This window comes from Limibacillus sp. MBR-115, assembly GCF_040549425.1.
GTDB lineage: Bacteria > Pseudomonadota > Alphaproteobacteria > Kiloniellales > CECT-8803 > Limibacillus > Limibacillus halophilus.
Genome location: NZ_JBEPTJ010000002.1, coordinates 1 through 20,688 on the forward strand (window position 1 = coordinate 1; position 20,688 = coordinate 20,688).

A 20,688-nucleotide genomic window follows, 5' to 3' on the forward strand; every position below is an offset into this window, starting at 1 on the left:
GAAGCCGGATATACGTCAGCAGTTGTGGCCCTTGATCCTGATCCAGCCATCCCGTTGCAATCGGGCGGGGTCCATATACGTCCACACATGACACCTCCCACAGCCTTCTTGCTGCCTAACGTTGGGCTTTGATGGAGTATGCTCAGACTAGTTCGAATTCGTCTGAAACCGTCGCCCTGTCTCGTCGGTCGAACACTACGACCTTTCGTTCAGCGCTCTTACTTCCAGACCTTAGCGGCAACCCGAAGGAAATTTTCGCCCAGAATCAAACGTACATGCTCATCTGAATAACCCTTCTTCACGAGCGTCTCCGTCAGTTCGGAAAACTGCTCTGGCATGTAGTTGTGCATGTCGGCCCAATCGGCGGCCGAGTAGCCCGGGAACATCTTCGAGTAGTTGTCGTTCATCTCGAGGCCTTCAGCCTTGTCGAGGACGATATCTACACCAATCCCGACATGCTCGATGCCCACGAGATTGACCACATAGTCGATGTGAGCGAACACCGTCTCCATTTTGGCATCCCTGCCGTTAAGAAAGGTGCTGATGCCGTTAATGCCTACCACACCGCCGGTAGCAGCACAGGCCTTGATCTGATCGTCCCGGATATTCCTGCCATGGTCATAGACAGCTCGGGGATTCGAGTGAGAGAAGATCACAGGTGCTTCTGACAACTCGAAGATGTCCATCGAGGTCATGTAACCGGTATGACTGCAGTCAACCATCATGCCAATACGGTTCATCTCCGCGACCGCTTGTCGGCCAAGCTCGGTCAGATGCATGTCAACGTCGTGCGCGCCGCCCCCGAAGGCGTTGTTGACGTTGTAGGCAAAATTCATGTGCCGGACGCCAAGGCGGTAGTACATCGAAATCATCTCGATGTTCTCGTTGAGAGCATTCGCTCCCTCCAAATCAAAGGCAACAGCGAGCTTTCCTGTCGCCTTAGCATGATGGATATCCTGCACACTTCCGGCCATCATAAATTTGTCGGGATTCATCTCGATCCAGCGGCGATAATGAGCTGCACAACGCAGAGTGTGTTCCCAGGGCATGGCATCCCACCCAATATTAAGCCCTAGGTACGTCCCCCCCCCTTTGCGCCAGCGATCCAAGAAACTGAGATCCAGATCGGCCCGGCACTGAACCCCCGCATGGCAATCCCAGATAATTGCATCGTGATGGACGCGCGCCGCTCTTTCGGCAATCGTCTCTGCCACGTCAAACCTCCATTTAATTGATTATACACTCGTCATCGCGTGATCGAGATGAGCATACTCAAACGGTTCACCCCTTCTGCGCCAAGCCTCATGCGACGTTTCAGGCGACCCACCAGCGCTCGATCATGCGATAGCCATCAAAGCCGCGGTCACTGCCCAACTCGCCATGGGTGACGCGTTCGCTACGCCCCATCAGGAAGTTGGCAAACATCGGTGCGACGACACCCCCCTGATCACGAAGGATGTGCTGCATCTCCACATACATCTGCCGACGCTTGTCGATCCCGGTTTCCGAGCGAGCCAGAACCAGGAGCTCGTTGAACCTCTCGTTCTCCCAATAGGTGTCATTCCAACTGGCGCCTGAAGAGTAGGCAAGGGTGAACATCTCGTCTTCTGTCGGCCAGCTTCCCCAATAACAGGCTGACCATGGCTTCTGCATCCAGATATTCGACCAATAGCCATCGTTGGGTTCACGCACCACCTTGATATCGATCCCCGCTTTGCGTGCCCGCTCCTGGTAGAGCACCGATGCATCAACCGCGCCTGCAAAGGCCGCATCGGCGGCGGAGAGTTCAACTGCCAAACTATCCATACCCGCCTGCTTTAGATGCCAGCGCGCTTTGTCAGGGTCGTAAGGGAAGGGCTCCAGATCCACCGCACGGTAGCGGAAGGTTGGCCCAATCGGTGTATCGTTTCCGATTGTGCCATGCCCTCCCAGGATCTTCGACAACATCTCTTCACGATCAACGGCATGTTTGATCGCTAGACGAACATGAACATCGGTGAAGGGCGGTGTGTCTGTGCGCATCGGGAAGGTGTAATGCTTTGAGCCCGCAACCTCGTCGACAAAAATTCCCTCTTTCCTACTCATAAGATCAACGACCTTTGGGTCGACCCCGTCGATCGCATCGACCTCGCCGGTCAGGAGCGCGTTCACCTGCGCTGTTGGGTCGATGATGGCAAGGAGCTCAACATTATCGGCGTGGGCGCGATCCGGGTTCCAGAAGTTCGGGTTACGCTCCATCTGCGCGCTGACGCCGGGCTCGAAACGCTTGAGTTGATATCCACCCGCACCAATGCCTGATCGCCAATCAATAGTACCGTTGCCGTCCGAGGGACAGACTGCCATGTCGGCGCCCGCAAAAACGAAGGGGAAGTCGGCGTTGCCAGCCGAAAGAGTGATCAGGACCGTGTCGCCATCAACCTTGAGGCTCTCAATCTGGTCAAAAGAGGTTCTGAGAGCGGATTTCGATTCATTTGCGCGATGGAAATTGATGGAAGCAGCGATGTCTTGCGATGTGACAGTCTTACCGTTGTGGAATTCGACTCCCTTCCTGACGTTAAAGACCCACTGCGTCGCATCGGGCGATGACTCCCACTTTTCAAACAAACCCGGTGCCAAGTCACCGCCTGGAACGATCTCAGTCAAGCTGCCACGCACTGCGTAGCTAAGCGCCCAAGTATAGCCGTTCGCCATAGTCCCTGGCTCCAAGGCGTCGGTCGTCGAGCCAGACCCCATGGCAAAAGTCATTGCACCACCTTTTTTGGCCGTTGCGGCATACCCTGCGCTCGTCAGCAAGGAGTTGGCCAAAGGCACGCTGGCGCCTAGCGCAATTGCCCGCCCCAAAAACTCGCGACGCGAAATCCGGCCCAGTGTGAACTGTCTTGCATAGTAGTCGAGCTCTCTCATGGTATCCTCCTGCTTCCAGCACAATGCCTAAGAAGGTTGCCTAAATTTTGTAGGACAATGTGCATTCTCGTGATATCACCGTCCAATATCAATTCGGTAAAAATTGATACCTTTAGGATATTAATAATGATAGAGACTCGCCATCTTCGTGCCTTCCACGCAGTTGCAGAAGAACTTAGTTTTCGGAAGGCTGCACAGCGCCTCAATGTCGCGCAGCCAGCGCTCAGCCGAACCATTCAAGATCTAGAAATGATGATGCATGTTCGTTTGCTCGAGCGCACAACCCGGGTCGTCAACTTGACGGAGCCTGGAAAGGTATTTCTCAAAAAGACTAGAGGCTTGATGCAAAGCTTAGAGGAAGCTGTGCATTTGGCCCGGCAGGTACACGAAGGCACCGCCGGCGAGTTGCACGTCGGGTATAATGATTTCGCAATCAATGGACACCTGCCCGAGATCGTGCGTCGCTTCCGAAATGCACATCCGAAAATCAATGTAACCGTTGTAGACCCGACCACCCCAGAGATGATTGACTTCGTCCTTGACGGAAAGCTGGACGCTGTCTTTATCATGGACACCCATCATCATCCCGCCCTTGATCACATCGTCGTGCGGGACGAGAGAATGGTTTGTGTCTTACCAGCTTCCCATCCTCTCTCAGAAAAACGCAGCCTCAGCCTGTCCGATCTCGCTGACCAACCATTCATCATGGGTAAGTGGAGTTCGTGGAAACTCTTTCGCCGCGTCATCAAGAACTTTTGCCAAAGCTATGGCTTTACCCCTCAAGTGATTCAGGAGGCTGTACATAGTGACGGCATTATAGGCCTCGTCGCAGCTGAACTGGGTGTCACACTTTATGTAGACACTGATTGGATACATTCGGTCAGAGGCATAGCCGTGCGCCCTCTGAAGGGCGGAGTCCCGAAGATTGAGACAGTTGCCGCTTGGCGACGTGATCGCCGGACAGATGGATCAGCGCTGAGTTCCTTTCTTGATGTGACAGAAAGTGTTGTGAAACAGAAAGGTGTCCACTTCTCAGCGGCTAAATCAACGGGCTTTGTCAAAGCAAAACGTATTGAAGCGGACAAGGCGGCCCTTTAGTGTCTGGACGAGGTCTTCATGAAGACCGACGGCGACTAGCATTCTTTTCGTACGCTGTTCGGCGATAGTTTGTTTGGGTTCCTACCGGTCTGACTTTCCCAGATCTATGGGTTAGCCGCAGCTCGCCATGGTCAGTATCCATCTCGGAGAGCAGGATGGGTGCTAGGTCTTTCTTCCAGAATTTAATCTTCATTCTCCCTGCTTCCACTTTGCTTCCAGACATAGAAAAAGGGCTTAGCCTGGTTTGGCTAAGCTCTTGATATTGTTGGTTGCGGGGGTAGGATTTGAACCTACGACCTTCAGGTTATGAGCCTGATTGACAATCTGCAGCCATGGTAGAGTTCTTACATATCGCCGTCCTCATCGTCCGATGATCGCCGCCACCACTGGTTTAGTTTGGCTTTCTTCCGTTCTTCCTCCCGCTTCTTTTCTTCCTCCTTGTCGTTAACTATTCGCATCGTCAACCCGCTAGATAACGGCTCGGCCTTTTTAGACTCTTTGTTTTCCAAGCAGCGCTTGTAGTACTGGATCAAGCCATCATGAGGTTGGTGTTGTGACAGCCGCCAGAGTGCCAGCGAAGTAGCATCGACTTGGTCGTCATGCCTGCCGCCAGGAAAGATGGTCAGTTCGTGGATGTAAGCCTCCAGCCACGGTGCCCGGGTCGGGAGGCGGAAAGTACCGTTTTCGATCGGCACGGTGACGGATCCCAGGCGCATCACCTTATCGCCGGTAAGATTGATCGGCAGCACAGCGTAGACGCCATCCCTCAATAGTTCTTGGGCCAGTTGCGTTCCCGAGTTGTGATCCTCGATCAGAACGTCCTGGGGCCGCCATTGATCGTATAGCCTTTTTGCTTCCTTCTTTAGATCGGGGAATTCAAGCTTCGCACGGTAGACATCAAGGAGATACCAGCTGTTGTTTGCGACCCCGATTGTGAGGCAAACTGAATAGTCGTTCAGTTCTGAAACCTTCGATGCTGTATCCCAACATTGGATGATTCTATCGAAACGCTTGGGAAGGTCTTTGGGCGCGTAATGCTGCAGCCAGGCTCTTTTGACCAAGCCTCCTTCCCGAGGGACCGGCGATTGCTGGTATTGAGCTGCAAAATGGTACTCACCTAGCTGCGTTCGTGTGTCTTTGAGAACATCGAGAGATTCACGCTCGGGATGGAGGGCTTCACCCATTTTCCGGCAAACCGTCTGTGGCCCCAGAAAGGTATCAAACTCCCAGCATTCGTCTTCTTCAGCAATCGCCGGGAGCTTTATGATATGCCAGTCGTCCAACTGTTGGACGAAACCCACCAGATCGTCCTCATGGAGTCGCTGCATGACGATGATGATCGCACTCTTGTCTTTTTCATTAAGTCGACTGAGGAGTGTGTTTTGGAAGTACTCGTTGCCAGTCTTGCGCGCTGACCCGGAAAGCGCGTCTTTGGGTTTCATAAGATCATCCAGTATCAAAAGATCCGCGCCAAATCCAGTTACCGAACCGCCGGTGGAGATAGAGTAGCAGCCACCGCCCACGGTGGTGTGGATGTCATGCGCTGCGATGTTTCTTCGGACCAGGCGCGTCTTTGGGAAAATTCGCTTATACCGGGGATCCTTCATAACTTGAAGAATCATACGCCCATTGGCTTCGGCGAGTTCTTGCCCATAGCTTGCGCACATGATCCGCCGTGTTGGATCATGCCCCAGTTGCCAGGTCACTAGCGCGACCGTCACGAGCGTACTCTTACCATAGCGGGGAGGCATGTTGATGATCAGGCGTTTTATTTCACCGTCTTTGCAGCGCACCAAGCGATCCCCAATGAGGCCGTGATGCCAGTTGAGCAAGAGGTCTACGCCCGGTGTCACGATCTCGACACAGAGCTCATAGAACGAGAGAAAATCTTGTCTGATTATAGCTAGGCTTTTATCGCCACCTGGGCTTTTGAACTTTTTCATCACGTACTCCTTTCATTTGGCAAAGCGGGAGACGATCCTTCGGACCAGCTCCCGCTCATCTGGTAATGCGAGGGATTGGCCTGGCCCCTCCTCACTCTGGTCCTCAACTAGCGGCAAGAGACTGAGGAAAAGGCGCAGGGCGGTGACGTTGCCGCCCATAGCCATATGCAAGAGCCGGGCGACAGACGCTTCAGCCTTGGTGATGCGCCGCTGTCTCCCATTCTCGGTGAGGGTGACAGGCTCGTTCAGCGCATTGATCAACACTGTCTTCATGTTTTTGGTATCTTTTGGGCGACCCTTGGGGTTGCCGCTCTGGCCGGACTTGAAACGGCTGTGCTTCGGCGGCTTGCCATAGCCAACCTCGTAGTCGCCGCTCTTTCGTTTTCTAGGCATTGCTTTCTCCTTCATGACTCGCCAGCAGGGCTACCTTACGCGCGGCGAAGGTTTCACCGGTTCGGATCAGCTGCGCTGCCCGGCCGCGATAGAGCTGGTATCGTTGGAGGATGAGATCGCAGTAGCAGGGATCGATCTCGATAAGCGCGGCTCTCCGGCCCATCATCTCGGCCGCCATCAGGGTGCTGCCACTGCCGGCGAAGGGGTCGAGAACCAGATCGCCGCGGTGGGATGCATCCTGGATGATGTCGGCTAGCAAGCCGGCAGGCTTAACCGTCGGGTGGGCCGCGAGCATGGCGTCTCGCTCATTACCGAAGCTATTGGCCCCCGGATAGGTCCAGACGTTGGAACGATTGCGGCCGTAGCGGCCCAGCTGGATATTGTTACAATGAGCGGCGCCTGGCTTCTTTGCCAGATAGATCAATTCATGCTGCGAGCGATAGAAGGAGCCCATCCCCGGGTTGGTTTTAACCCAGACGCAGAGGTTAAGTCCTTCGAGGCCAATTTTTTGGCAGGCTGCTTCCAACTGTCCAAGATGGCGCCAGTCCATGAAGCCATAGAAAAGAGCCCCTTTGCGGCAATGCCCTATAGCAGTGCCAATAGAGGCCCCTAGGAAATCAATGAAGGTGCCCCTGTCCATTTCGCCTGAGGCCATCGCGAACTCGCGGTGGGTTTTCTTACCCTTGCCGCTGACGTGCCCCTTGATCGGCACGTTGTAGGGTGGATCCGTGAGCAAGAGGTCAGCAGTGTTTCCTTGCAATAAGGCTTCGTAGGTGACCTGATCGAGCGCACTACCGCAGCAAAGGCGATGCTCACCCAGCATCCAGACGTCTCCCGGCTGCGTCACAGGCGGTCCATCGAGCGCTTTTACAGGGAGAGCTTCCTCGGCCAGGCCCGTGCCCCCGTTAGCAGACTGCAGATGCAGATCGATCTCACCTGTATCGAAGCCATTGAGCGTCAGATCAAAGTCGCTATCGATCGCCAGCAGCTCCGTAAACTCTAGGCTCAGCGCCTGATCGTCCCAGCTCGCCCCTTCAGCAATCTTGTTCAGAGCCAGGCGTAAGGCTCGGGCCGTAAGTTCCGTGAGGTTGTCAATTCGGACCGCTTGCACGGTGGCCAGGCCCAGTTCCTGGGCGACGTCGACGAGCAACTCGCCGTCGATGATTCTGTTCTGTCGGTCAATCGGGATCGGCAGGACCTGTCCATAGGTCAGGAGGATGCGCTTCATCTGTAGGCGTTGTTTGGCACTGTGGCGCCGGGTCCGGGTCTTGAACTTTGCAAGATCCTTGATGGCGACTCCTTCGATGGAGAGGTCGCGCAGCGGCGGGCCACCGTTGTGGCCTGACAGTCTTTTGCTCATGGGAAATCTCCTGGAAATGACCCAGCAATCGGGCAGACGTCTTGCACGAAAGCGCGCAGGGTTCAGTACCCCTACGGCTTTATCAGCAACAAGCGTTCGCTATTAAAGGAGGCTTGATGTCAGCAGTAACACGCAGACGCAGGAAGTCGCGCCAAACCCCGTAAGGGATCAGCGTTCTAACAGGGGCCGATCTGGGATGTGGACATGAAAAAGGCGGCCCGCTGGACCGCCTGCTCCTTTCTGTTGTGACGCAACGCACCACACTTAAACGAAATCTCTAATCGACATTCTTTTTCGTGTCAACACAAAATATGGGTCGGGTGGGTTAGAAAATCGCAACTGGTTGTAACGGACTCAAGATGTATGGTCCGTTGGAATGATCGCCAATTCAATTGGCATGGATGCTTTTCAAGCGCTTGTTCCTCCCGACTGGACTTCTGCGTCATTGAGAGCGTGCATGGAGCTCCTGAAATCAGCAAGGAGGCCCGTCATGCCCCTGCCCAGCCTCGAAGCGGCCGTGACCCTATCCCGCGAGGAACTGAAAGCGCTCTGGGTCAAGCTCTTTGGCCATCCGGCGCCGCCGCGCTTTCGCCGCGAGCTGCTGCTGGCCTTCGTGGCCTACCGCCTCCAGGAGAAGCGCTTAGGCGGACTTTCGGCCCAGGCCCGCAAGGAACTGCGGAGCATCGCCGAGGCGGTGGGGCGCAACAAGGCCTACCGGCCAGCGTCTGTTCCAGCCTACAAACCGGGCACGCGGCTCATCCGCCGCTGGGGTGGGGAGGTCCATGAGGTGACGGTCCTGGCCAAGGGCTATGCCTACCGGGGCGACCTCCATGGCAGCCTCTCGGAGATCGCCCGCCTGATCACCGGCACGCGCTGGAACGGCCAGGCCTTCTTTGGCCAGCGCTCCCGGCGCAAGGCACGGGACCTAGCCGCACCGCCAGGCACGGTATCTACCCCTTCCAACGCAGGCGCGCTTGCAGCACCTGATGCTGCGCGGCCCCGGAAAGTCAGCGGGACGAGAGTCCCCGAGGTGACAGATGCCCCGTGACCCTGAACAGGGTGGCGAAGGCCAGCGCTGCGCCATCTATACAAGGAAATCCTCGGAGGAAGGTCTGGAGCAGGACTTCAACTCGCTCGATGCCCAGTTCGAGGCTTGTCTGGCCTATATCGCCAGCCAGAAGCAGGAGGGCTGGGTCGCGGTCGCTGAGCGTTTCGACGATGGCGGCTATTCCGGTGGCTCGACACGGCGGCCGGCTTTGCGGGCGCTAATGGAGGCGGTCGAGGCCGGACGGGTCGATATCATCGTCGTCTACAAGGTAGACCGCCTGACCCGCAACCTCTCGGACTTCGCCCGGCTTGTGGAGGTCTTCGACCGCAAGGGCGTCTCCTTCGTCTCGGTCACCCAGCAGTTCAACACCACCACCTCCATGGGCAGACTGACCCTCAATGTGCTGCTCTCCTTTGCCCAGTTCGAGCGTGAGGTGACGGCCGAGCGCATCCGCGACAAGATCGCCGCCTCCAAGAAGCGGGGCATGTGGATGGGTGGCAGCGTGCCGCTGGGATACGATCACCTGGAACGTAAGCTCGTGATCAACGCGGCCGAGGCCGAGACGGTGCGGCTTATCTACCGGCGCTATCTGGAACTGGGCAGCGTGCGCAGCTTGAAGCAGGATCTCACCCGCTCCGGTATCGTCAGCAAGCGCCGCATCTCGCAAGGCGGCAAGGTCTCCGGCGGCAAGGCCTTCGAGCGCGGGGCGCTCTACCACATCCTCAAGAGCCGCATCTATCTGGGCGCGATCACCCACAAAGGTACAACCCACCCCGGTCAGCACGAGGCCATCATCGACCAGGCCCTCTATGACGCCGTGCAAGCAAAGCTCGCCGAGAGCAACCGGGGGCACAAGACCGGGACCCGCGCCCAGGAGCCCTCGCTCCTGAAGGGTATGCTCTCTGATGCGAAGGGGCTCCCCCTCACCGCCTCGCACGCCAGCAAGGGCGGCAGGCGCTACCGCTACTACGTTGCCAGCAAGGGTTCCCCCTTGAACCGTGGGCCGCAGCCTCTCCGCCTCCCGGCAGCCGAGGTCGAAGGGGCGGTCAAATCCGCGCTGCTCGCGTTCCTATCCGACCCCCTGGCGATCAACGACAGGCTGGGCCTCGGGCTCGACAGCTATGCCTGCGAAGAGCAGAGGTCAGGCTTTGAAGGCTTGGCTGAAACGCTCTCAGGCACCGACTGGCCGGGCTTGGTTGCGACGGTGAGGCTAGAGCACAGCCGCCTAGAGGTGACCTTGGATCAGGCGGCCCTCGTCGCCGCGGTCAAGAGCTACGACACTCTGCCGTCAGCCCTGTTCGATCAGGCAAAGCCTCGCACGCTCACCATCTCCCAGCCGATCAAGCTGGACGCTCGCTCCCAGGAGGTTTTGGTGATCGCACCGCCGGGAGCACCCGCAGCCCGGCCAATCGATCCAGCGCTCCTCAAGGCCGTCGCCCGCGCGCATTGCTGGCGCGAGATGATCACCTCGGGAAAGGTCACCGAACTGGAACAGATCGCCCGTCACGAAGGCCTCTATCCACGCTATCTGCGGCGCATCCTGAACCTGGCTTTCCTCGCCCCCGACATCGTCGAGGCGGTTCTCCGCGGCGACGCCTCACCGACCCTCCTGCAGCAGGAGCTCCAGCAGGGCATTCCGCTGGACTGGTCAACCCAGCGTAAGGCCTTTGATCCCTTAGAAAATCCGGCCTGAACGCCGCCTGGAACAGGGGTCCCCCCAAAGCCAAAGCGCACCGCCAAAAGACATCGTAGAGAAAGACGGCTCTTTACCGCCTGAAAGAGCATGGTGTGCCCTCAGACAGCGACAAAACTCACTGCTTACTATCCCCACAAGCCATTGAGATTGCGGACACTACACAGCTCACCGTCATACACTCACTGATTGAGCTGACTGCGTGGCGGAGAGGGTGGGATTCGAACCCACGAGACGGTTTCCCGCCTACACGCTTTCCAAGCGTGCGCCTTCAGCCTCTCGGCCACCTCTCCGCTGATCGCAACGATCCAGGAACGGCGCAGAACCTAACCGAGGCGTGAGGCCAATGCAATCGAAGAAGCGCGTCTTGGACCGCTCTTTGCGTGAGGGATGTCAGGCCGGGCCGAAAGGCGTATATATGTGAAGCTCCATAAACGCCTCCGCAGCGCCCGAAAGCGGCCCTATGACTGCAACGATGAGCCGCTAGGCGCCAAATTAGGGAACTGCACCTTGAGGAGGCTGAGAAAGGGAAGAGGCAATGCGAAAGGTATTACGGCTCATCGGATGGGTGTTCGTGCTGTTGGCCGCGGCTCTGTTGGGCCGGGATTTGTGGCCGGTTCTCACCGGCGGAGAAGTTAAGCTGCGCGCAGGCGGCGACCTATGGTTCCAGATAGACCCCGGCTCGCTAAACGGTCTGCAGGCTGGTGTCGAACGCTACATAGACCCGGCACTTTGGGAGGGGATAATCTTCCCGATCCTTCAGTTGCCGGCATTCCTGCCCCTGCTGGGGTTAGGAGGTCTGCTGCTGCTCGTCACCTGGAAAGGACGCCGCCACCGGCGGCGTTGACCCTGCCTCCCAAAAGCGGCGGTCAATCGCCATCCATCTTCAAAGCCGCCAGGAAGGCGGATTGCGGAATCTCTACGTTACCGAACTGCCGCATACGCTTCTTGCCCGCTTTCTGCTTTTCCAACAGTTTCCGCTTACGGCTGATATCGCCGCCGTAACACTTGGCGGTTACATCCTTGCGCATGGCGGAGATGGTTTCGCGGGCGACGACCTTGCCGCCGATCGCTGCCTGCACGGCAATCTTGAAGAGCTGGCGCGGGATCAAATCCTTGAGGCGAACGCAGAGCGCCCGACCCCGGGATTCGGCTTGACCGCGGTGGACGATGATCGATAACGCCTCCACCGGCTCTTGATTGACCAGGACGGTGACTTTCACGAGATCGCCCTCGCGGTACTCCTCCATGTGGTAATCGAAGGATGCGTAGCCGCGTGACACCGATTTAAGCCGGTCGTAGAAATCGTAAACCACCTCGTTCAGCGGTAGCTTGTAGACCACCATGGCCCGGCTGCCGGCATAGGTGAGTTCGACCTGCTCGCCTCGCCGCTCCTCGCATAGCTTCAAGACGGCACCAAGGTAATTGTCGGGAACCAAGATCGTGGCGCGGATCCAAGGCTCCTCGATCGAGTTGATCCGGGTCACCTCCGGCATATCCACCGGATTGTGAAGCTCGATCGTCCGACCGTCGGTCATCGAAAGGCGATAGACGACGCTGGGAGCCGTTGTGATCAGATCCAGATTGAACTCACGCTCCAGCCTCTCCTGTACGATCTCCAGGTGCAAAAGGCCCAGGAAGCCGCAGCGGAAACCAAACCCCAGAGCCGTTGAGCTTTCCGGCTCGAAGGCAAAGGATGAGTCGTTCAAGGCCAATTTACCCAACGCATCGCGCAGGTTCTCGTATTCACCCGCGTCAACCGGAAAGAGGCCGCAAAACACCACCGGCACGCTGGGCTTGAAACCCGAAAGCGGCTTGTCCGTGGGATTGCGTTCGTCTGTGACGGTGTCGCCGACCTTGGCATCGTTGATGTCCTTGATCCCGGCGACGAGATAGCCGATCTCGCCCGGCCCCAGGTCAGCACATTTGCGGCGCGCCGGTCCGAAGACGCCGACTTCCTGCACGTCGTGGAGCGCGCGCGAGCCCATGAACCTGGCCTTCATGCCGGGCTTTAGAACCCCGTCGATGATCCGCAGGATCGAGACCACGCCCAGATAACTGTCATACCAGGAATCGATGACCAGCGCCTTTAGCGGCGCATTGCGTTCGCCTTTTGGAGAGGGCAGGCGCTTGACCAGAGATTCCAGAACATCGTCGATCCCCATGCCGGTCTTGGCGGAGATGGCCACGGTCTCGCTGGTATCCAGCCCAATGACCTCCTCTATCTGCTCCTTGATGCGCTCAGGCTCGGCGGCCGGCAGGTCAATCTTATTGAGAACCGGTACAATCTCGTGGTCGTGCTCGATCGCCAGATAAACATTGGCCAGGGTTTGCGCCTCGACGCCCTGGCTGGCGTCAACCAGCAGGATCGATCCCTCACAGGCTTTCAGCGAGCGGCTGACTTCATAGGAGAAGTCCACGTGACCCGGCGTGTCGATCAGGTTCAAGACATAGGTCTGGCCGTCGCGCGCCTTGTAGTTGAGACGAACCGTCTGCGCCTTGATGGTGATGCCGCGCTCGCGCTCGATATCCATCGAGTCCAGCAACTGCTCTTTCATCTCGCGCAGCGATACCGCCTCGCAACGTTGGATCAGACGGTCGGCGAGCGTCGACTTACCGTGATCAATGTGCGCGATGATCGCGAAGTTGCGTATGTGCGTCAGGTCGGTCATGCCCGCTGCCCGTATAGCCTCTTAAAGATGCGAGGAAAATTCGCCCCGGAACATAAGGCCGAACGCAACGCAAAGCAACGTCCGGAGAGCCTATGCCCGAAAATGCGCGGTGACCCAGGTATAGCACCTGCAAAGGGCCGCACTTTAGCTCCTATCCCCGCAGCGTACCGCCGGTGGCCTTGCCGACCTGTGCGATGATCTTGGCGGACACCGCCTCGATTTCCGCATCCGTCAAGGTCTTGTCGCGCGGTTGCAGCGTCACCTCGATGGCCAGCGACTTGCTGCCGTCCGGCACGCCCTTGCCGACGTAGTGGTCAAACAGCTTGACCTCGGTGATCAGCGCACGATCCGCACCCTTTGCCGCGCGCAACAGCTTCTCGGCGGTAATGTCCGCATCGACCACGAAGGCGAAGTCGCGGCGGACCGGTTGGAACGCAGATGCCTCAAGTGCCGGGCGCAGATTGGTGCTCTTCTTTGGCACCGGTATTTCCTGCAGGTAAACCTCAAACGCCACGGCTGGACCACGCAACCCGACAGCCTTCAATATCCTTGGGTGCACCTCGCCAAAGACCGCTAAAACCTTCGGTCCAAGCCGCAAGCTGCCGGAGCGTCCCGGATGGTACCAACCCGGTGCATCGGCCGTGACTTGGAGATTTTCCGTTGGCGCGCCGCAGGCTTCCAGCGCTGCAAGGGCATCGCCCTTGGCATCGAAGGCGTCCAAAGTCCGTGACGTCATGTTCCAATGGCGACCGACAGCCTGGCCGGACCGCAGACCGGCAGCGACTTCTTGCTGATCCTCCGGACTGTCGCCCTGATAGGCCCCGCCGATCTCAAACAGCGCGACATCGGTCAAGCCGCGGTCACTGTTACGGGCGGCAGCCTCGACAAGGTTGCCGATCAGAGTCGGCCGCATAGCGTCGAGGTCGCTGGAAATCGGATTAACCAGCATCAAGCTGTTCGGCACCGGTCGGAAGAGCTTGGCGAGCTTCGACGGCATGAAAGAGAAGGTCACCGTTTCATTGAGCCCGCGCCAGGCAAGCGCCGTCCGGGCCAGGCTCGTGCGACGGTCAAGCAGATCCAATGCCGGTTCGGGCAAATCCGTATCGCGCGCCAGGGACACCACTGGGATGGCGTCAAATCCATGGATGCGCAAAACCTCCTCGACCAGGCAGGCTTCGCCTTCGATATCCGGCCGCCACGAGGGCACGGCCGCCATCAGCGTGGCGCCGGCGTCGGATACCTCGAAACCAAGATCGCCCAAAATGCGTGCCTGCTCGGCTTTCGCCAAATCCAAGCCGCCGAGGGTCGAAATACGCTCCGGCCGCAAGCTTATGTTCCGGGAAATATCGGGGATTGCCCCGGCACTCACCGGATGGCTTGCCTCGCCGCCGCAGAGCTCCAGGATCCACTTGGTCGCCACCTGGACACCCCAGTCGGCTGACTGTGGGTCCAGACCGCGCTCGAAGCGATAGCGCGCATCCGACAGGATTCCCAGCCTCCGCCCGGAGGTTGCGACCCTTACCGGATCGAAAAGCGCGACCTCCAGAAAGACCTCGCTCGTTTCCAGCGTACAGCCGGAAGCCTCGCCGCCCATGATACCGCCGATTCCCTCCAGCGTGCCGCCGGTCTCGTCGGCAATGACCACCGTCTCGCTATCAGGGCAATAGCTGCGCTCGTCCAATGCCAGGATTTCCTCATCGCCGCGCGCCAAGCGCATGGTGAGGTCACCCTTGAGTTTGCCAGCGTCAAAAACGTGCAAGGGGCGGCCAAGGTCAAAGGTCACATAGTTGGTGATATCCACCAGCGCGGAAATCGGACGCAATCCAATCGCCTTGAGGCGACGCTGCATCCAAGCGGGGCTAGAACCGTTCTTGACGCCACGGAAGCTGCGCCCTGCGACGTATGGACAAGCGTCCTCGGCCTCCGCTGGAAGATCGCGACGCCATTTGATGGGGCTTTCGAAGCTGCCGCCGATGGAAGCCGCTTGCAGGGGCTTGAGGGTCCCCAGGCCAGCGGCGGCCAGATCGCGCGCCACACCGCGCACCCCCAGACAATCACCACGGTTCGGCGTGATCGCTATGTCGATCACCGGATCGTCGAGACCCATGACCTTGGCGAAGGGCGCACCGAAGGGTGCATTCTCGGGCAACTCGATAATGCCGCTGTGCTCGTCCGACAAACCCATTTCCCGTTCGGAAACGAGCATGCCATTGGACTCGACGCCCCGAATCACGCCCTTCTTGAGATCGACACCCGTACCTGGCACATGCGTGCCGGCGGGTGCGAAAACGCCGATCATGCCGGTACGCGCGTTGGGTGCGCCACAGACAACCTGGACCTCACCCTGAATGGTTTCCACGATGCAAACGCGCAATCGGTCGGCATCCGGGTGAGGTTTAGCTTCCTTCACCCGCGCGACCGTAAAGGGCGCCAGTTCGGCGCTGCGATCCTCGACCCCCTCGACCTCCAGGCCGACCATCGAGAGAGTTTTGACGATATCCTCAAGCGTGGCGTCGGTATCCAGGTGATCCTTCAACCAGGAAAGCGTGAACTTCATGGCGCTCAGAGCCCCCTTACCATGGACGGCGTCTCAAGCGGTAGAAAGCCGTAGTGCCGCAGCCAACGCAGATCGCTGTCGTAGAAGGTTCTGAGATCCGGGATGCCATACTTCAACATGGCGATCCGCTCGATTCCCATGCCGAAGGCAAAGCCCTGATACTTGCGTGGGTCGATGCCGCAGTGTTCCAGAACCTTCGGGTGCACCATCCCGCTTCCCAGGATCTCCAGCCAATCCTTACCCGCGCCGATCTTTAACTGACCACCTTCGCGGGAGCAGCCGATATCGACCTCGGCGCTGGGTTCGGTGAAGGGGAAGTAGCTGGGCCGGAAACGTACCGGCAAATCGTCCACGTCGAAAAACGTCCTGCAGAAATCGATCAGCGTTCCTTTCAGATGACCCATGTGGGTCTTCTCGTCGATCACCAAGCCTTCGATCTGATGAAACATCGGACTGTGGGTGGCGTCGGAATCCGATCGGAAGGTGCGCCCGGGTGCGATGATGCGCAGCGGCGGCGTGGTTTTCTGCATGGTGCGAATCTGCACCGGAGAGGTGTGGGTCCGCAGCACCAGCCGCGAACCGTCCTCACGCTCGGGCAGATAAAAGGTATCGTGCTCCTGCCGGGCCGGATGTTCTTCGGGAATGTTCAAGGCGGTGAAATTGTGGAAATCATCCTCGATGTGGGGACCGTTCGCCACCGAGAACCCCATCTCGCCGAAGATCGCGACCAGTTCATCGACAGTGCGGCTGATCGGGTGAAGGCGTCCCAGTTCGGCCGGTCGCGCCGGGAGGGTTACATCGATGCGCTCTGCCTGCAGGCGGGCATCCAGCTCCGCCCCTTCCAGCGCACCCTTTCGACCCTCCAGGGCCTCTGCGATCTCGTCTTTCAGGGCGTTGAGCTGTTGGCCGCGCAGACGACGTTCTTCCGCGTCCAGTTGGCCCAGGCTTTTCATCTGCTGGGTTATCAGGCCCTTCTTACCCAAGGCCTCAATCCGCAATTGCTCGAGCGACTGAAGATCGCCAGCGCCTTCGATACGCTTACCTAGTTCGGCCCTCAGCTTTTCCAGCTCACTCATCCCAGTTCCTTCGTCAACCACTTCGCCGTTCCGATCAGCAAGCCTTCAAACCGTCACTCCAGCTCCAAAAGCATGAGATCAAGCGCACCCTGCAGAATACCGCGGGCCCGACCATCGACAATGACATCCTCGGACGCAATCTTGCCCGTCTGGCGATTGTGTATCCATTGCAGCTGGATCACATGATCGCTGCCCTTGTTATCGGTCTTCTCAATCCGCGCTTCGACCAGAATGATCTCGTCCTTGCCTGCGACATAATCGCGGGCGGACCAATCAAAGGTCCCGCGCGCGCCTGCGATCTCCTTGACCAGCTCCTCGTTGGTTTGTCCGGTCAGGCTCTGGGCACGCTTGACCGCATCGATATCGCTCGAATAACCGCCACAGGCCGCCAGAAACAAAATCCCGGCGAACAGCAGCTTTCGGCTGATCGTTGAAACGGTCATGATCGCTCGCTTTCCGTGAAACGCCACCGCAGGCCAGCCGGAACGCACCCCGGGCGGGAAGGTTCCGGCAGAGCCCGCAGTCAGCGATTACTTCTGAGCGGCGGCGCGGGCGGCCTGGGCCTGATCGACCAGGGCCTTGAAGGCCTCCGGCTCGCGGATCGCGAGGTCCGACAGAACCTTACGATCAAGTTCAATGCCGGCCTTGTTCATGCCGTCAATGAACTGCGAGTAGGTGATGCCATGCTCACGCACACCGGCATTGATGCGCTGAATCCACAAGGCGCGGAAATTGCGCTTGCGAACGCGGCGATCGCGATAGGCATACTGCAGGCCTTTCTCGACCTTTTCCTTCGCGACGCGATAAACGGTTGAATTGCGGCCCCGGTAGCCCTTGGCTGCCTTCAGGACCTTACTGTGACTGGCGCGGGCGGTAACGCCTCTCTTGACACGAGCCATTACGACACTCCTTCTTGCTTAGCTATTTGGCTTGCTTAGCCGTTCGGCAGGAAATGCTTGCGCACGAATTTTGCGTCGGTCTCGGCCATGATGGTCGTCCCGCGCGCATGGCGCTTCATTTTCTGCGAACGCTTGCGAAGATTGTGCCGCTTGAAGGCGACGTTCATGCGAACCTTACCGGTCGCGGTCAAACGGAAGCGCTTTTTGGCGCTGCTGTTTGTCTTCATCTTGGGCATTTTGTCATCCTCTTTAGATTTAGAGCGTTTGATGAACCAACAGCAAAACGACCGGGCATGCCCTTTTTCAAGCCCGCCGTTGCTTTGGAGAGCCGGGTTATAACGTCTAGCCACCACCTTGGCAAGAGCGGCCCACCCAGTGATCGACGGGTGATAGCATTAGCCCCAGGCCCGAGCAAAAAGGACGGCCCGGCGGCCGTCCCTTCCATTATCTCGCGGCGATCCAAGCTAATCCACTAGCGCGGCGCCACCACCATGATCATCTGGCGTCCTTCGAGCTTGGGTAACTGCTCGACTTTGGCCACTTCTTCAAGATCGTTGCGCACCTTGTCGAGAAGCTGCAGGCCGAGATCCTGGTGCGCCATTTCGCGACCGCGGAAGCGCAAAGTAACCTTCACCTTGTCGCCGTCTTCCAGGAACCGGTTGATCGCCCGCATTTTCACATCGTAATCATGTTGATCGATGTTCGGGCGCATCTTGATCTCTTTGATCTCGATGATTTTCTGCTTCTTCTTGGCTTCGTTCTTTTTCTTCTGCGCTTCGTACTTGAACTTGCCATAGTCCATGACCTTGCAGACCGGTGGATCGACGTTCGGGGAAATTTCCACGAGATCGAGCCCCGACTCTGCGGCCAGGTCTAAAGCTTCTTCAATGGTAACGACGCCGCGGTTTTCACCTTCGGCGTCAATGATACGCACCTTGCGAACGTTGATCATGTCGTTCACGCGCGGACCCTCACGGGTGGGCGCGGCGTTCATTGGTGGTCTGGCTATGGATAATCTCCTGTCTTCGTTAAAGCAAATTGCCTGCAGAACACCTGTCTGCAACGCACAAGCAGCACGTCCTCCGCATCATGCAGGAGGAGCCGCTTCTTCCTTTAGTCTAACTATAGCGTCCTCAAGCGCAAGAATCTCTTGTTCTTTGCCGCCCAGCCGCCGCAAAGCTACCGTGCCCTCTTCCGCCTCGCGCTGGCCGACGACCGCAATCACCGGAATTTTGCGATGGCTGAGTTCACGAACCTTGTAGTTAATCTTCTCGTTCCGCAGATCGGTTTCAACACGCAAACCGGCAGCTTTCAGCGCTGCACTGGCCTTTTCCGCGTAAGCATCGGCATCATTCACGATGGTTGCGACAACCACTTGCACCGGCGCCAGCCAAAGCGGGAACCTGCCAGCGTACTGCTCAATCAAAATTGCCAGGAACCGCTCGAAGGACCCGAGAATCGCACGGTGCAACATAACGGGGCGGTGCCGCTCGCCGTCCTGTCCGATATAGCTGGCATCCAGGCGCTCGGGCAACACGAAGTCCACCTGCAACGTACCGCACTGCCAGTCACGGCCGATAGCGTCCGTCAGGACGAACTCCAGCTTCGGCCCATAGAACGCGCCCTCGCCGGGGTTCAAGGTGTAGGCGAGCCCCGCCGCTTCGGTTGCTTCTATCAGTGCCTGCTCGGCTTTATCCCAGGTCGCATCCGATCCGGCGCGCACCTCGGGCCGGTCGGAGAACTTCACCTTCACCTCCGCAAACCCCAGATCGCGGTAAACCGTCTGCAACAGATCACAGAAAATCTTGGTCTCGCTGACGATCTGCTCTTCGGTGCAGAATATATGGGCATCGTCCTGAGTGAAGGCGCGAACCCGCATCAATCCATGAAGCGCGCCCGACGGCTCGTTGCGGTGGCAAGCGCCAAATTCGGCCATGCGCAGCGGCAGGTCGCGGTAGGATTTTACGCCCTGGCGGAAAATCTGCACGTGGCCGGGACAGTTCATCGGCTTGACCGCTAGCGTCCGGTCCTCTGACTCGGCAATGAACATGTGCTCGCGGAACTTCTCCCAGTGGCCCGAAGCCTCCCAAAGCGCGCGGTCAATGAGCTGCGGCGTTTTGACTTCCTGATAACCCGCGGCTTCCAAACGGCTGCTCATGTAGCGTTCGACGGTACGGTAGAGAGTCCACCCCTTGGGATGCCAGAACACACTGCCAACGGCTTCTTCCTGCTGATGGAAAAGGTCCATCTCACGACCCACGCGGCGATGGTCGCGCTTGGCGGCCTCCTCCAGCCGAAGCAAGTAGGCCTTGAGCTGCTTCTCGCTTTCCCAGCAGGTGCCGTAAACACGCTGCAACTGCTCGTTCTTGGCGTCGCCGCGCCAGTAAGCGCCGGACAACCGCAAAAGCTTGAACGCGTGGCCAAGCTGCTTTGTCGAGGCCAAATGCGGCCCCAGGCAAAGATCAAGCCAGTCACCCTGGCGATAGATGGTGATCACCGCATCCTCGGCCAGGGTCGCGATATGTTCGGCCTTGTACTTTTCGCCAATCTCGTTGAAGTGTGCGATCGCCGCCGCGCGGTCCCAGACTTCGCGCTTGATCGGGATGTCCCGCTCGACGATCTCGTGCATGCGTTCCTCGATCCGCTCCAGATCCTCTGGGGTGAAGGGCTCCTTCCGGGCAAAATCGTAGTAGAAGCCGTCATCCGTGGCGGGTCCGAAGGTAATCTGCGTTTCCGGATAGAGCTCTTGCGCAGCCTGAGCCAGAACATGTGCGCAGTCGTGTCGCAACACCTCAAGTGCATCCGGGTGGCTGCGCGTCACGATTTCCAACGCCGCGTCGCTCTCCAGCTCGCGGTCAAGATCCCACAATGCGCCATTCACCTTGACGACAAGAGCATCCTTGGCAAGGCGAGGGCCAATGGATTCCGCCACTGTCCGACCGGTCGCAGGACGCTGGTAGCTGCGGGCGGAACCGTCCGGAAGTGTGATCTTGACCTCTGCCGATGACATGGCGCTGTTAACTCCAGTAATTGCGTTGTGGGGTT

The 20,688-nt window shown here is 58.3% G+C and carries 17 protein-coding genes and 1 tRNA gene; 4 read left to right on the forward strand and 14 right to left on the reverse strand.

Translation table 11 applies throughout. The annotated features are described in order from the left end of the window. Positions 1-218: 218 nt before the first annotated feature. Positions 219-1,214, reverse strand: coding sequence for a membrane dipeptidase (locus tag ABIE63_RS03645; RefSeq protein WP_354502897.1), 996 nt, complete (start codon positions 1,212-1,214; stop codon positions 219-221). A gap of 100 nt (positions 1,215-1,314) precedes the next feature. After that, a complete protein-coding gene (locus ABIE63_RS03650) occupies positions 1,315-2,904 on the reverse strand; it encodes an ABC transporter substrate-binding protein (RefSeq protein ID WP_354502899.1) in 1,590 nt (529 codons plus the stop codon). Between the two features lie 126 nt (positions 2,905-3,030). Between ABIE63_RS03650 and ABIE63_RS03655 the strand changes: the two genes are divergently transcribed. After that, a complete protein-coding gene (locus ABIE63_RS03655; protein ID WP_354502901.1) occupies positions 3,031-4,002 on the forward strand; it encodes a LysR substrate-binding domain-containing protein in 972 nt (323 codons plus the stop codon). A 344-nt stretch (positions 4,003-4,346) separates the two neighbouring features. On the opposite strand, the gene terL is transcribed toward ABIE63_RS03655, so the two are convergent. From terL to ABIE63_RS03670, 3 genes are read right to left on the reverse strand one after another with little or no spacing between them, the layout of a single operon-like run. After that, positions 4,347-5,945 carry a phage terminase large subunit gene (gene terL, locus ABIE63_RS03660; protein ID WP_354502903.1) on the reverse strand — a complete coding sequence of 533 codons (1,599 nt, stop codon included), beginning with the start codon at positions 5,943-5,945 and terminating at the stop codon, positions 4,347-4,349. 12 nt (positions 5,946-5,957) lie between these two features. Then, the gene (locus ABIE63_RS03665; RefSeq protein ID WP_354502905.1) at positions 5,958-6,338 is read right to left on the reverse strand and encodes a DUF5681 domain-containing protein; all 381 of its coding nucleotides are present in this window, start codon (positions 6,336-6,338) and stop codon (positions 5,958-5,960) included. After that, complete coding sequence (locus ABIE63_RS03670; protein ID WP_354502906.1) at positions 6,331-7,698, reverse strand: DNA modification methylase; 1,368 nt, start codon at positions 7,696-7,698, stop codon at positions 6,331-6,333. Before ABIE63_RS03670 ends, ABIE63_RS03665 begins: the two co-directional genes overlap by 8 nt. Before the next feature lie 490 nt (positions 7,699-8,188). Here ABIE63_RS03670 and ABIE63_RS03675 point away from each other — a divergent pair, with 490 nt between their 5' ends. Then, positions 8,189-8,746 (forward strand): DUF2924 domain-containing protein, encoded by a 558-nt coding sequence (locus ABIE63_RS03675; RefSeq protein WP_354502908.1) that lies wholly within the window; start codon positions 8,189-8,191, stop codon positions 8,744-8,746. Then, complete coding sequence (locus ABIE63_RS03680; protein WP_354502910.1) at positions 8,736-10,439, forward strand: recombinase family protein; 1,704 nt, start codon at positions 8,736-8,738, stop codon at positions 10,437-10,439. Before ABIE63_RS03675 ends, ABIE63_RS03680 begins: the two co-directional genes overlap by 11 nt. Positions 10,440-10,642: 203 nt before the next feature. On the opposite strand, the gene ABIE63_RS03685 is transcribed toward ABIE63_RS03680, so the two are convergent. After that, positions 10,643-10,732 (reverse strand) — tRNA-Ser (locus ABIE63_RS03685). Positions 10,733-10,977: 245 nt separating this feature from the next. On the opposite strand from ABIE63_RS03685, the gene ABIE63_RS03690 reads away from it, so the two are divergent. Then, entirely contained in the window at positions 10,978-11,286 is a 309-nt protein-coding gene (locus ABIE63_RS03690) for a hypothetical protein (RefSeq protein WP_183414597.1), read from the forward strand. A gap of 22 nt (positions 11,287-11,308) precedes the next feature. Here the strand turns inward: ABIE63_RS03690 and lepA are convergent, their stop codons facing one another. The 8 genes from lepA to thrS form a co-directional block, all read right to left on the reverse strand. Beyond that, the gene (gene lepA, locus ABIE63_RS03695) at positions 11,309-13,111 is read right to left on the reverse strand and encodes a translation elongation factor 4 (RefSeq protein WP_354502912.1); all 1,803 of its coding nucleotides are present in this window, start codon (positions 13,109-13,111) and stop codon (positions 11,309-11,311) included. A gap of 151 nt (positions 13,112-13,262) precedes the next feature. Further along, a complete protein-coding gene (gene pheT / locus ABIE63_RS03700) occupies positions 13,263-15,668 on the reverse strand; it encodes a phenylalanine--tRNA ligase subunit beta (protein WP_354502914.1) in 2,406 nt (801 codons plus the stop codon). Between the two features lie 5 nt (positions 15,669-15,673). Then, positions 15,674-16,744, reverse strand: coding sequence for a phenylalanine--tRNA ligase subunit alpha (pheS, locus tag ABIE63_RS03705; protein WP_354502916.1), 1,071 nt, complete (start codon positions 16,742-16,744; stop codon positions 15,674-15,676). Positions 16,745-16,797: 53 nt separating this feature from the next. Beyond that, a complete protein-coding gene (locus ABIE63_RS03710) occupies positions 16,798-17,187 on the reverse strand; it encodes a hypothetical protein (protein ID WP_183414601.1) in 390 nt (129 codons plus the stop codon). Between the two features lie 87 nt (positions 17,188-17,274). Then, positions 17,275-17,643: a 50S ribosomal protein L20 gene (gene rplT, locus ABIE63_RS03715; RefSeq protein ID WP_183414602.1), complete on the reverse strand. Its 369-nt coding sequence runs from the start codon at positions 17,641-17,643 to the stop codon at positions 17,275-17,277. Positions 17,644-17,678: 35 nt separating this feature from the next. Beyond that, the gene (gene rpmI / locus ABIE63_RS03720; protein ID WP_183414603.1) at positions 17,679-17,879 is read right to left on the reverse strand and encodes a 50S ribosomal protein L35; all 201 of its coding nucleotides are present in this window, start codon (positions 17,877-17,879) and stop codon (positions 17,679-17,681) included. Positions 17,880-18,115: 236 nt separating this feature from the next. Beyond that, the gene (infC, locus tag ABIE63_RS03725) at positions 18,116-18,637 is read right to left on the reverse strand and encodes a translation initiation factor IF-3 (RefSeq protein ID WP_183414604.1); all 522 of its coding nucleotides are present in this window, start codon (positions 18,635-18,637) and stop codon (positions 18,116-18,118) included. Between the two features lie 93 nt (positions 18,638-18,730). Further along, the gene (thrS, locus tag ABIE63_RS03730) at positions 18,731-20,653 is read right to left on the reverse strand and encodes a threonine--tRNA ligase (RefSeq protein ID WP_354502919.1); all 1,923 of its coding nucleotides are present in this window, start codon (positions 20,651-20,653) and stop codon (positions 18,731-18,733) included. Between the last annotated feature and the right edge of the window lie 35 nt (positions 20,654-20,688).

Bases quoted from the DNA above. Each gene is read 5' to 3' on its own strand.
- rplT (WP_183414602.1), bottom strand. From the start codon at position 17,643: ATGGCTCGTGTCAAGAGAGGCGTTACCGCCCGCGCCAGTCACAGTAAG.
- ABIE63_RS03675 (WP_354502908.1), top strand. From the start codon at position 8,189: ATGCCCCTGCCCAGCCTCGAAGCGGCCGTGACCCTATCCCGCGAGGAA.
- thrS (WP_354502919.1), bottom strand. From the start codon at position 20,653: ATGTCATCGGCAGAGGTCAAGATCACACTTCCGGACGGTTCCGCCCGC.
- ABIE63_RS03650 (WP_354502899.1), bottom strand. From the start codon at position 2,904: ATGAGAGAGCTCGACTACTATGCAAGACAGTTCACACTGGGCCGGATT.
- ABIE63_RS03670 (WP_354502906.1), bottom strand. From the start codon at position 7,698: ATGAGCAAAAGACTGTCAGGCCACAACGGTGGCCCGCCGCTGCGCGAC.
- rpmI (WP_183414603.1), bottom strand. From the start codon at position 17,879: ATGCCCAAGATGAAGACAAACAGCAGCGCCAAAAAGCGCTTCCGTTTG.
- ABIE63_RS03690 (WP_183414597.1), top strand. From the start codon at position 10,978: ATGCGAAAGGTATTACGGCTCATCGGATGGGTGTTCGTGCTGTTGGCC.
- pheS (WP_354502916.1), bottom strand. From the start codon at position 16,744: ATGAGTGAGCTGGAAAAGCTGAGGGCCGAACTAGGTAAGCGTATCGAA.
- ABIE63_RS03680 (WP_354502910.1), top strand. From the start codon at position 8,736: ATGCCCCGTGACCCTGAACAGGGTGGCGAAGGCCAGCGCTGCGCCATC.
- ABIE63_RS03665 (WP_354502905.1), bottom strand. From the start codon at position 6,338: ATGCCTAGAAAACGAAAGAGCGGCGACTACGAGGTTGGCTATGGCAAG.
- ABIE63_RS03655 (WP_354502901.1), top strand. From the start codon at position 3,031: ATGATAGAGACTCGCCATCTTCGTGCCTTCCACGCAGTTGCAGAAGAA.
- terL (WP_354502903.1), bottom strand. From the start codon at position 5,945: ATGAAAAAGTTCAAAAGCCCAGGTGGCGATAAAAGCCTAGCTATAATC.
- pheT (WP_354502914.1), bottom strand. From the start codon at position 15,668: ATGAAGTTCACGCTTTCCTGGTTGAAGGATCACCTGGATACCGACGCC.
- lepA (WP_354502912.1), bottom strand. From the start codon at position 13,111: ATGACCGACCTGACGCACATACGCAACTTCGCGATCATCGCGCACATT.
- infC (WP_183414604.1), bottom strand. From the start codon at position 18,637: ATGAACGCCGCGCCCACCCGTGAGGGTCCGCGCGTGAACGACATGATC.
- ABIE63_RS03710 (WP_183414601.1), bottom strand. From the start codon at position 17,187: ATGACCGTTTCAACGATCAGCCGAAAGCTGCTGTTCGCCGGGATTTTG.